The following is an 11,538-nucleotide window of genomic DNA, read 5'->3' on the forward strand; positions in this document are numbered from 1 at the left end:
GGCGCAGATGAGCGGATTCCGCTACCGGAGTTACGTGGACGGCCCCGACCCGTTGCGTCCCCCTTTCGACGTGCGTTCCGCGGTGGACGCGCTGGGGCGTGCGGTGCTGGCCGGTGCGTCGCCCACGCGGGCGCTGCGTGATCTGCTGCGCCGCGGCATCCGCGGGGTGCGCGGACTGGACGAGCTGCTGCGCCACGTGCGGGAACGGAAGGAGCAGCTCCGCTCGCAGGGCAGGCTGGACGGCACGCTCGCCCAGGCGCGCCGCCTGCTGGACCAGGCCGTGGGCCAGGAGCGGGCGGTGCTCTTCCCGGATCCGAGCGACGAAGCCCGGCTCCGGGAACGGGAGCTCGACGACCTGCCCGCTGATCCGGCCGCGGCGATCCGGCGACTCGCCGGCTACCAGTGGCGCTCTTCGGACGCCCGTCAGACGTTCACCCAGCTCCAGGAGCTGCTGCGCCGCGAAATCCTCGACGCCCAGTTCCGCGGTATGCGGCAGGCCATGGCCCGGGGCACGCCTGAGGAGCTGCAGCGGGTGCGCGCCATGCTGGACGCGCTGCACGGGATGCTGGACGCGGACGACCGCGGGGAGCACACCCAGGCCGACTTCGAGCGGTTCATGGCCGAGTTCGGGGACTTCTTCCCGGACCGTCCGCGTACCCTCGACGAGCTTGTGGACGTGCTGGCCTGCCGTTCCGCGGCCATGCAGCGGCTCTTCGACTCGCTGACCCCCGAGCAGCGGGCCGAACTGCTGGCGCTTAGCGCGCAGGTCATGCGGGACGCCGGGCTGGCCGACGCGGTCCAGCGGCTCGGGGAGCGGCTGCGGGCCCGCCGCCCCGACCTGGTCTGGTCCGGCGGGGTCGCGGTCGACGGGGACGCGGAGCTCGGGCTCGGCGACGCCACCACTGCGGTGGCGGAACTCGCTGACCTGGCTGAACTGGAGGAGGCTCTCGGCCAAGGGTACGCGGGGGCCCGGCTGGACGACATCGACACGGCCGCACTACAGCGGGTGCTGGGCCGGTCCGCAGCCGAGGATGTGGCGCGGCTGCGCGCCCTGGAGCGGGAGCTCCGCGACCGGGGCTACCTGTCGGGGTCGCGCGACCGGGTGCAGCTCACCCCGAAGGCGGTGCGGGCGCTCGGGGAGGTGGCGCTGCGCGACGTATTGTCCGGTGCGGGGCGGCGTCCCGGCACGCACGACACGCGGGAAGGGGGCCCGGCCGGGGAGCTGACCGGAGCCAGCCGGCCGTGGCGTTTCGGGGACGAGCAGCCGTTGGATGCGGTGCGGACCGCCATCAACGCGGTCCGGCGCGGCGCATCCTCTGAAGGCCGTCTCCGGTTGCGCCCCGAGGACATGGAGGTGGCGGAGACTGAGCGGCGCGACGCGGCCGCGGTGTGCCTCCTCGTGGACTTGTCGTATTCCATGGTGCAGCGCGGTTTGTGGGGGGTGGCCAAGCAGACCGCGTTGGCGCTGCACACGCTGGTGTCCACCCGGTTTCCGCAGGACGCGGTCTACGTCATCGGGTTCAACGACCATGCCCGGGTCTTGGCTCCCCGCGAGCTGGCGGAGTTGTCGCCGGAACCGGTCCAAGGCACGAACCTGCACCACGCGCTGCTGCTTGCCGGACGGCATGTGGACCGGCACCCGGAGTTCGAGCCGGTGGTGCTGGTGGTGACCGACGGGGAGCCGACCGCGCACCTGGAGGAGGACGGGCTGCCGTACTTCTCGTATCCGCCTTCGCCCCGCACCACAGAGTTGACACTGGCGGAGGTGGACCGGATGACCCGGCGCGGAGCGCGGATGACAGTGTTCTCCCTGGCGGACGATCCGCGGCTGGAAGAGTTCGTCACCGCGCTCGTGGCCCGCAACGGCGGCCGCGCCCTCCGCCCGGTCGCCGACCAGTTGGGGTCGTTCGTGGTGCGGGACCTGCTGGCACAACGCTCCCGGTGGTGACCGGGCCGGTCACTCGGTGGCGGGGAACTCGTCGTAGAGGCGCCATTCCTCTCCGGTGAAGACCGCGAACAGCCGGTGGTATGGCTCCCCGTTCCGGGTGATGAGCACCGTCCCCCTGTCGGTGGTCGGGTTCTCCTCGTCGTCGGAGCCTTCGACGTGCACGCACCAGGCTTCGTGGTCCGGGCCGCCTTCACCGGTGGCCTCGCAGTCCAGCGGCAGGTAGCGGTCGGCGAGCCAGGTCTCCCCTACTTCGGCCAGGGTGGGCGCGGTGATCTCCCAGGCGCTGGGGTCGTCTTTGATGCGGATCGCTTCGTCCAGCCAGTCGGGGCCGGGGCCGTACGGGTCTTCGATGACGAAGTTCTCCACCAGTTCCCAGTGCTCCCCGTCCGGGGTGGTCAACCGCAGCGCTTCGAACGGCTCAGTGGCGGGCGGGCCGAGGACGAACACGGTGCTGTCCCCCACGTCCGCGTACAAGCTGAGGCAGATCCCCTCCCCTCGGATGAGGGAGAATTCTTCCTCTTCACTCAAGGTTTCGCACCGACCGGCATAGTCGACGTCGTACTCCCAGGTGTCGGCGATGTGGGCGCGCACCAGTTCGTGGAGGGTCGGCAGCTCGGGGGAGGGGGAAGCCGACGGGGTCGGCTCGGCGTCGGACTGCGGTGCGGCAGTGTCCTCCTCGCCTTCGCATGCTGCGGTGAACAGGAGGAGGGGAAGGGTGAGCAGGGCCGCGTGGCGGGCAGAAACGCGCATAGGACTCCCTTGCAGCGGTTCGGACACGGTTCGTGCGGGAACCCCCGCCATCCGGAGGTGCGGGTCGGGGGCCACCCGCTGGATACCCGGCAGACAGCGCGAGCCGCGGCCTAGCGGAGGCCGGGAGCGGACAGAGCCGGGCGGAAAGGTCCGCGCGGATCATAGGCGGTGGAAGGGACCAGCCGCGACAGATGAGCGGGCTGGGGCTGTTGCCGTGGAGGAGCGGCGCCGCAGCGGCTCCGCGCGGGTGAGAAGCCGTCCCGGGAGTCGGGCCTCCCGGGACGGCTTTCCGGCTACGGCTCCAATGCTTGGAGCAGGTCGTTGACGAGGTCGTCGACGGTTTCGATACCCACGGAGAGCCGGACCAGGTCGCTGGGCACTTCCAGGAGGGAGCCCGCGGTGGAGGCGTGGGTCATCTTCCCCGGGTGTTCGATCAGCGACTCCACCCCGCCCAAGGATTCAGCGAGGGTGAACACTTTCGTTTTCGCGCACACCCGCAACGCGGCTTCCTCCCCGCCGCGCATGCGGAACGACACCATGCCACCGAAGGCGCGCATCTGGTCGACCGCCACCTTGTGGCCGGGGTGGTCGGGCAGGCCCGGGTAGAGCACTTCGGCGACTTCCGGGTGGCCGACGAGCGCTTCCACGACGCGTTCCGCGTTGGCGCAGTGCCGGTCCATGCGCACGCCGAGGGTTTTGATGCCGCGCAGGGTCAGCCAGGCGTCGAACGGTCCCGCGACCGCGCCCATCGAGTTCTGGTGGAAGGCGAGGCGCTCTCCCAGTTCCGCGTCGGCGACCACGAGGGCGCCGCCGACCACGTCGGAGTGGCCGCCCAGGTATTTGGTGGTGGAGTGCACGACCACGTCCGCACCGAGGCTGAGCGGCCGCTGCAGGTACGGGGAGGCGAAGGTGTTGTCGACCACCAGCAGCGCGTCAGCGGCGTGCGCGATGTCCGCGAGCGCGGCGATGTCCGCAATGTTGAGCAGCGGGTTGGTGGGGGTTTCCACCCAGATCGCCACGGTTTCCGGGCGGATTGCGGTCCGCACCGCCTCCGGGTTGGACAGGTCGACGGCGTCCCAGCTCACTCCCCACCGTTCGAAGACCTTGGAGACGAGGCGGAACGTGCCGCCGTAGGCGTCGTTGGGGATGATGAGGTGGTCGCCGGGTCGGGCGATGGTGCGGAGCAGGGTGTCCTCTGCGGCCATGCCGGAAGCGAACGCCAGGCCCCGCACCCCGCCTTCCAGCGCGGCCAGGCATTCTTCCAGTGCCGTGCGGGTCGGGTTGGCGGTGCGGGAGTACTCGTAGCCGCCGCGCAGCCCGCCCACCCCGTCTTGGCGGTAGGTGCTCGTCTGGTAGATGGGGACCACCACGGCCCCGGTCTCGGCGTCTGCCTCCTGACCGGCGTGGATGGCCAGTGTCTCAAACCCCTCGTAACTCATGGCGCCACAGTAGTACCGGCAGTCTCATGTTTTCCTGTCCCACCCCGCTCGGCCGGGGTTTCCGTGGCTCGGCGGGGCGGTCCGCGCCGGGGCTATCCGGCAGCGGGTTCGGTGTCAGCGTCGTCGCGGCGGACGATCACATCGGTGCGGAGCGGCGGATTCCACCCGGTTTCGGGGTCGTAGCGGCGCACGATGCGGCCGGGCACGCCCGCGATCACGCAGTGGTCGGGGTAGGTGCCGGGGCGCACTACTGCACCCGCCGCGACCACGCAGTTGCGGCCCAGGTTGACGCCGGGGAGGATCACGGCGTGCGCGCCGATCCAGGATCCGGCGCCGATGCGGACCGGGGCTTCGGTGGGCCACTGGTAGCCGATGGGGGTGTTGGGGTCGGCGTAGCCGTGGTTTTGGTCGGTGACGTAGACGTAGGGGCCGGTGAAGACGTGGTCTTCGAACACGATGGAGCGGTGCGCTACGACGTGCGAGCCGCGACCGATCGTGCACCCGTCACCGATGGTGAGGAGCGGTTTGGGTCCGAGGTCGAGTCCGGGCATGTATCCGGCGCTGAGGGTGATGTCCGCCCCGATCAGGGTGTGGGAGCCGAGGGCGATCCAGGGTTCCCCGAAGATGGTGGCGGGGGGAAAGGCGATGGAGGTGCCTTCACCGTAGGCGGCGAAGCGCGCGGCGGCACGTGAGCCGTAGCGGATGTCTGCTTTGCGCCGTGCCCAGGACCAAGCTGTACGCACCATCCAGGAAAGCAGCCGCGACACGGGGTCGTCTCCGTAATGTACTCGTCAGTAATACTGAGGAAACCCTAGACGACCCGGCTGCCGCTGTTGAGAGGGTGGGCCCGGAAAAATCCGCTTCCCGCCTCGATGCCACCCAGGACAGGCATGCCTGGCCCATGGCCCGCCCGGCCCTGCTGGGCAGGCCCCTTCCCGTGCCCCAGGGCCGTGGGGAGGGGTCCAGGGCCCTAGGGGCACGGTTCTGCCAGAACAGCCGCGCGGGGTGGGGCGGGCCGCGGTCAGCTCGCTAGGTGGGCGAGCAGGTCTTGGCGGGTGAGGATTCCCGAAGGCTTGCCGTCCTCGAGCACCACGACCGCTCCCGAGCTTTGGAGCAGTTCCACGCAGCGGCTCACCGGCTCCCCGGAGCCGACGACCGGCAGCGGCGGTCTCATGTGCTGCTCCACGGGGTCGCCGAGCTGGGCCCGGCCGTTGAACAGCGCGTCGAGCAGGTCGCGTTCCGCGATGGCGCCCACCACTTCGGCGGCCATCACCGGGGGTTCCTCCTTCATGACCGGCAGCTGGGAGACCCCGTATTCGCGCATGATGGCGATGGCGGTGCCGACCGTCTCGTGCGGGTGGGTGTGCACGAACTCGGGCAGGCTGTCGTCCTTGGCGGCGAGGACCTGTCCGGCGGTGGCTTCCTCCGTCTCCGGCTCCAGGAAGCCGTAGTCGGCCATCCACTCGTCGTTGAAGATCTTGCCAAGGTAGCCGCGGCCGCCGTCGGGCAGGAGCACCACGATGACGTCGTCGGGTCCGGCTTGGGCCGCCACCTTGAGCGCGGCTACCACGGCGAGCCCGCACGAGCCGCCGACCAGCAGCGCCTCCTCTTTAGCGAGGCGGCGGGTCATGAGGAAGGAGTCCTTGTCGCTGACCGCGATGATCTCGTCGCAGATCTTCGTGTCGTAGGTGGCGGGCCAGATGTCTTCCCCCACGCCCTCCACCAGGTAGGGGCGGCCAGTGCCGCCGGAGTAGACCGAGCCTTCCGGGTCGGCGCCGATGACCTTCACCCGGCCGTTGGAGACCTCTTTCAGGTAGCGGCCGGTGCCGGTGATCGTGCCGCCGGTGCCGATCCCCGCGACGAAGTGGGTGATGCGGCCTTCGGTCTGCTCCCAGATCTCCGGCCCGGTGCTGTAGTAGTGCGACTCCGGGTTGTTGGGGTTGGAGTACTGGTCGGGTTTCCACGCGCCGGGGATCGTCGCGGCCAGGCGGTCGGAGACCGAGTAGTAGGACTCGGGGTGGTCGGGGGCGACGGTCGTGGGGCAGACCACGACTTCGGCCCCGTAGGCGCGCAGCACCGCGAGTTTGTCGGCGCCGACCTTGTCCGGGCAGACGAAGACGCAGCGGTAGCCCTTTTCCGCGGCGACGATCGCCAGGCCTACACCGGTGTTTCCGGAGGTGGGCTCCACGATCGTGCCGCCTGGTTTGAGGAGGCCCCGCCGTTCGGCGTCTTCGACCATACGCAGGGCGATGCGGTCTTTCACCGATCCCCCGGGGTTGAAGTACTCCACTTTCGCCAGCACAGTCGGAGCGAGTCCGGCCGTGACTTTCTTCAACCGAACCAGCGGTGTGTTGCCGACGAGTTCGATCAAAGAGTTGGAGACCCGCATCAACTCTTCCCTTTCCTCCCCTTGGGCCGCCGCGGTGTCGGGGATGCGACGGCGGCCATGGCATGCGGTACCGGTACTCCGGTGTCCGTCTGACCCTATACGCCGCTTACCTGGACCGTTGCGGCGGAGGAGGAGGGAGTGCTGCGCGTCTCGTTTCCGACTTGCCCCGTTGTATTCGGGTATCACCCGTGATACAGAGACGGTTCTCGCTTCGCGGTGGGAGGCGGTCGCATGGCTCTACGCGCAGCGCAGGCTCGGCGGATCATGGCGGCGACCATGTTCGGCGGCGGCGGGTTGACCCTGCTGGCGGCGAGCACCGTCGCCTTGCTTTTTCTGCAGGCCAAGATCGCCGCTCGGACGATCGGGGTCACCCCTTGGCAGCGTCCCCGGGTCGACGGGGTCTACGGCGTGGGCGGGGGCGAGCCGCTCACCCTGCTCATGATGGGCGATTCCACTGCCGCGGGTTTCGCCGTGTCCGATCCTCGGCAGACCCCGCCCGTGCAGTTGGCTTCGGGGCTGTCGGCGGTGGCGGACCGTCCGGTGCGGCTGCGTGACGTCTCGAAAGTCGGCGCTACCTCGCAGGGACTGCTGGCGCAGTTGGACCGGGTGCGCGGCGAACGGGTGGACCTGGCGGTGATCTTCATCGGCGCCAACGACGTCATCGACCGGATCCGCCCCGCGGACGCGGTGTCCCATTTGCGCGTCGTCGTACGGGAGCTGGTGGCCTCCGGTGCGGCAGTGGTGGTGGCCACCTGTCCTGATCTCGGCACGGTGCAGCCGATCCCGCAGCCGCTGCGCGCTATTGCGCGGCGGGCGTCCCAGCAGATGGCGGCCGCGCAGACGGTGGCGGTGGTGGAGGAGGGCGGGAGCACGGTGGCGTTGGGCGACCTCCTCTCGGACGAGTTCTCGCTGTATCCCGAGGAGATGTTCGGTCCGGACCGGTTCCATCCTTCGGCACGCGGCTACGGGCGGGCGGTGGCCGTGGTACTCCCTGCACTGTGCTCGGCCTTGGGGCTGCTGCCGGAGCCGGTGGAATCGGAGCCGGATGCCGAGGAGGTGCTCCCGGTGGACCGGGCTGCGGCGGCAGCCGTGGCGGCGGCCGGAAGCGAAGTGCGGCAGGCCGGGCAGGAGGAGCACAGGCGCGGTTCGCTCGGCCTGTGGGCGCGGCTGCTGCGCCGGGACACGGCCCCCGCAGCAGACACCCACAAACTAGAAACCGATTCCAATTCGGTTAAAGCGACCCCGGCCGCGTCCGTAGGAAGTCGGATTGGCTAGCGTTCTGGGTAACGAGGTCGCAGCCGCCCGTGACCTGCGGGTGGACTCCCGTCAGCATCTCCTAGAAAGGCCGAGGCATGCCTGAAGCCGTCATCGTCGCTACGGCACGCTCTCCCATCGGACGGGCTTTCAAGGGGTCCCTCAAGGACATCCGCCCGGACGACCTGACCGCGCAGATCATCTCCGCGGCGCTCGCCAAGGTCCCGCAACTGGACCCCGCCACCATCGACGACCTCCTCCTGGGCTGCGGGCTCCCCGGTGGCGAACAGGGCTTCAACATGGCCCGCGTCGTCGCGGTGCAGCTCGGTCTGGACTCGGTCCCGGGCACCACCATCACCCGCTACTGCTCTTCATCCCTGCAGACCACCCGGATGGCGTTCCACGCCATCAAGGCCGGGGAAGGCGACGTCTTCATCTCCGCCGGCGTGGAAATGGTCAGCCGCTTCACCAAGGGCAACAGTGACACGCTGCCCGACACGAAGAACCCGCTGTTCGCCGAGGCTGAGGCACGCACCGCCCGCCGCGCCGAGGGCGGTGCAGAACCCTGGCGCGACCCGCGGGAAGAGGGCAAGCTCCCCGACATCTACATCGCTATGGGGCAGACCGCGGAGAACGTGGCGCAGCTGCGCGGCGTCTCCCGCCAGCGCCAGGACGAATTCGCGGTGCGTTCGCAGAACCTGGCGGAAAAGGCGCTCGACAACGGTTTCTGGGAGCGGGAGATCACCCCGGTGACCCTGCCTGACGGCACGGTGGTCTCCACCGACGACGGTCCGCGGCGCGGCACCACCTACGAGAAAGTCGCCGCCCTGGACCCGGTGTTCCGCCCCGACGGCACGGTGACCGCGGGGAACTGCTGCCCGCTCAACGACGGCGCGGCCGCACTGATCATCATGAGCGACCGGAAGGCCGCTGAACTGGGCATCACCCCGCTGGCCCGGATCGTGTCGACCGGGGTGAGCGCGCTGTCACCCGAGATCATGGGGCTGGGACCGGTCGAGGCCTCCCGGCAGGCGCTGGCCCGCGCCAACATGTCGATCCGCGACATCGACCTCGTGGAGATCAACGAGGCGTTCGCCGCGCAGGTGCTTCCGTCCGCGGACGACCTGGGCATCGACATCGACTCCCAGCTCAACGTCAACGGCGGCGCCATCGCTATCGGCCACCCGTTCGGTATGACGGGGGCGCGGATCACCACCACGCTGATCAACGCCCTCCAGTTCCACGACAAGACCTTCGGCTTGGAGACCATGTGCGTGGGCGGCGGGCAGGGAATGGCCGCCATCTTCGAACGGCTGAGCTGACCCCAGAAGTACCGCGCACCGCGGACAATTCCCGGCGGGGCATTCACGTGAATGCCTCGCTTTACTCTTTCTCCACGCTCCCCGGAGGACCGGTTTCTTCCCTTCGGGAAAGAGCGTCCCCGCCATTCCCCCGGGGAAAGGACTTCCTTCTCTCCCTTGGGGAAAGGGTCCGCGGAGCCTGTGAATACGCGGAGCAACAGAGCAGTTTTCCCCTCGGGACTCCGTTCCCCGCAGGAGTTTCCCCCTGCCCTGCTGGGCCGCGGAAAAGAGCGCGCCCGCTCAACGACGGCTCGGCCGAAGACTGGCGCTCGAGGGCATTGCCCCGCAGCAGGTACCCGCATGGGGGCCGTACAAAAACGGGTGCCCCTCCCGCCCAGGGGAGAGGCACCCTGTCCTGCTCTGGACCGTGCGTTATTCGCTGAACATTGACTGGATGATCCACAGCAGACGCACGATCTCGATGTACAGCCAGACAAGCGAGACAGTCAGGCCGAACGCGAGCTGCCAGGAGACCTTCTCCGGCAGACCGTACGCGATGGCCTCCTCGACGTCGCGGAAGTCGATGGCCAGCACCAGCGCAGCCAGCACGATCGCGACGGCGCTCACCAGCAGGCCCAGCGGTCCGGCTTCCCGCAGGCCCAGGCCGCCCGGGACGAAGATGCCCACGATGAGGTTGACCAGGACCAGGGCGAGGAAGCCGAGCAGCGCCGCGGTCACCACCTTCACGAAGGTGTTCGTGACCCGGATGACCTGGAACTTGTAGAGCGCGAGCATGATGCCCGCCACGAACAGCGTGCCGAAGACCGCAGGCACGACAAGGCCTCCGGGAGCCACCCCGGATCCGGCGAGCGACGCTTCCAGGACGAAGCTGAAACCGCCGACGAACAGGCCTTCCAGCCCGGCGTAGATGAGGATCAGCGCCGGGTTGGTGGACCGGGTGAAGGAGATGACCAGGCCCAGGATCAGGCTGCCGATCGCACCGATGACCAGCATGACGACGCTGAGGGCCGGGTTGACCAGCATCGCCATGAAGTAGGTGAGGACGGCGCCCAGCACGACGGTGCCGAGCGTGAACCCGGTGCGCATCACCACGTCGTCGATGGTGACCGGGCGGGTGCCGGGAACCGCCGGACCGTAACCAGGCTGGGCCGGGTACGGGGCGGGGCCGTACCCCTGCGGGGGATAGGGCTGGCCGTAGCCCGGCTGTCCGTAGCCCGGCTGTCCGTAACCGGGCTGTCCGTAACCAGGCTGCGCGTAGGGCTGGCCGTACCCTTGCGACGCGTAGGGCTGGCCGTAGCCGGGCTGCGCGTAGTAGCCCGCGCCTCCCGGAGCGCTAGCCAGGGCCCGCTTGATCACGGGATTGGAACTGCTGCGCTTCCGCATAATCGTGTTTGCACCTCTCAACGGCGAGATACCAGTGCCATTCAACGTAACGGATCCCGCTAGCAAAGGGGTTCCCGTTTTCCGGTCGCACCGCACGGCGACCCTATCGCACGGCTCCCCCGGCGAAGAGAGCGCGGGCGAAGAACGCCGTATTCGCGGGGCGTTCAGCCAGTCGCCGCATGAAATAGCCGTACCACTGCTCACCGTACGGCACGTACACCCGCACCCGCTCGCCCCGATCGGCCAGAGCCGCCTGCAGGTCGGTACGGACTCCGTAAAGCATCTGGTACTCGTAGGAGTCCGCGCTGCGCCCGGCGGACCTTGCGAGGAACGCGGCAATCCGCAGGAGGCGCGGGTCGTGGGTGGCCACCATGGGATAGCCGGGGCCGTCCATGAGGATGCGCAGGCAGCGCACATAGGAGCGGTCCACTTCGGCCCGGTCGCGGTAGGCCACCGTAGCAGGCTCGTCGTAGGCGCCTTTGCACAAGCGCACCCGCGACCCGGGCACGGCCAGGTCCCGGCAGTCGGCTTCGGTGCGCCGCAGGTAGGCCTGGAGCACAGCCCCGGTCCGGGGGAAGTCGACGCGGAGCTGGTGCACGATGTCCAGGGTGGCGTCCGTGGTGGTGTGGTCTTCCATGTCCACGGTGACCGTGGTGCCCACCGCTTCAGCGGCCGCGCAGATCTGCCGGGCGTGGTCCAACGCGAGCTGTGCACCGTCGCGGGGCAGCGCCAGGCCGAGCGCGGAGAGCTTCACCGACACCTCGGCCCGCGGGGCCAGGCCGTGCTCTCCCAGGGCGGTGAGCAGGTGCGTGTAGGCGTCCACTGTGCGGCTGGCCTGCTCAGCGTCGGTGATGTCCTCCCCCAGGTAGTCGACGGTGACGTGGCGGTCAGCGGTGAGCTGGCGGAGGACAGGGAGCGTCGCGTCGAGCGTGTCTCCGGCGACGAACCGGCGGACCACGCCCCGGGTCAGCGGGGAGCGGGTCACGAAGTCGCGGCAGCGCGGCGAGCGGGCCGCGAGCAGCAGGAGGGTGCGAAGCATGCCGGTGTCCCCCT

General features: G+C 69.5%; 9 protein-coding genes. 3 read left to right on the forward strand and 6 right to left on the reverse strand.

The window, feature by feature from the left end:
- The first annotated feature begins 7 nt into the window (after nucleotides 1–7).
- Nucleotides 8–1,948, forward strand: a complete 1,941-nt coding sequence (locus CW348_RS07370) for a hypothetical protein (protein ID WP_104612951.1) — start codon at nucleotides 8–10, stop codon at nucleotides 1,946–1,948.
- Between the two features lie 9 nt (nucleotides 1,949–1,957).
- Here CW348_RS07370 and CW348_RS07375 read toward each other — a convergent pair whose 3' ends face one another.
- The 4 genes from CW348_RS07375 to CW348_RS07390 form a co-directional block, all read right to left on the reverse strand.
- Entirely contained in the window at nucleotides 1,958–2,698 is a 741-nt protein-coding gene (locus CW348_RS07375) for a hypothetical protein (RefSeq protein WP_011290888.1), read from the reverse strand.
- Between the two features lie 293 nt (nucleotides 2,699–2,991).
- On the reverse strand, nucleotides 2,992–4,137 hold the full coding sequence (locus CW348_RS07380; RefSeq protein ID WP_016188177.1) for a cystathionine gamma-synthase: 1,146 nt from the start codon (nucleotides 4,135–4,137) through the stop codon (nucleotides 2,992–2,994).
- Between the two features lie 92 nt (nucleotides 4,138–4,229).
- Nucleotides 4,230–4,883, reverse strand: a complete 654-nt coding sequence (locus CW348_RS07385; RefSeq protein WP_227480991.1) for an acyltransferase — start codon at nucleotides 4,881–4,883, stop codon at nucleotides 4,230–4,232.
- Between the two features lie 275 nt (nucleotides 4,884–5,158).
- Nucleotides 5,159–6,526, reverse strand: coding sequence for a cystathionine beta-synthase (locus CW348_RS07390; RefSeq protein ID WP_011290885.1), 1,368 nt, complete (start codon nucleotides 6,524–6,526; stop codon nucleotides 5,159–5,161).
- 231 nt (nucleotides 6,527–6,757) lie between these two features.
- Here CW348_RS07390 and CW348_RS07395 point away from each other — a divergent pair, with 231 nt between their 5' ends.
- Both CW348_RS07395 and CW348_RS07400 read left to right on the forward strand, forming a co-directional pair.
- Complete coding sequence (locus CW348_RS07395) at nucleotides 6,758–7,801, forward strand: SGNH/GDSL hydrolase family protein (RefSeq protein WP_011290884.1); 1,044 nt, start codon at nucleotides 6,758–6,760, stop codon at nucleotides 7,799–7,801.
- 77 nt (nucleotides 7,802–7,878) lie between these two features.
- Nucleotides 7,879–9,102, forward strand: coding sequence for an acetyl-CoA C-acetyltransferase (locus CW348_RS07400; protein WP_011290883.1), 1,224 nt, complete (start codon nucleotides 7,879–7,881; stop codon nucleotides 9,100–9,102).
- A gap of 411 nt (nucleotides 9,103–9,513) precedes the next feature.
- Here CW348_RS07400 and CW348_RS07405 read toward each other — a convergent pair whose 3' ends face one another.
- Nucleotides 9,514–10,485, reverse strand: coding sequence for a Bax inhibitor-1/YccA family protein (locus tag CW348_RS07405; protein WP_011290882.1), 972 nt, complete (start codon nucleotides 10,483–10,485; stop codon nucleotides 9,514–9,516).
- Nucleotides 10,486–10,588: 103 nt separating this feature from the next.
- Complete coding sequence (locus tag CW348_RS07410; protein WP_011290881.1) at nucleotides 10,589–11,524, reverse strand: proline dehydrogenase family protein; 936 nt, start codon at nucleotides 11,522–11,524, stop codon at nucleotides 10,589–10,591.
- Between the last annotated feature and the right edge of the window lie 14 nt (nucleotides 11,525–11,538).

It is taken from the genome of Thermobifida sp., assembly GCF_017577275.1.
Taxonomy (GTDB): Bacteria; Actinomycetota; Actinomycetes; order Streptosporangiales; family Streptosporangiaceae; genus Thermobifida; species Thermobifida fusca.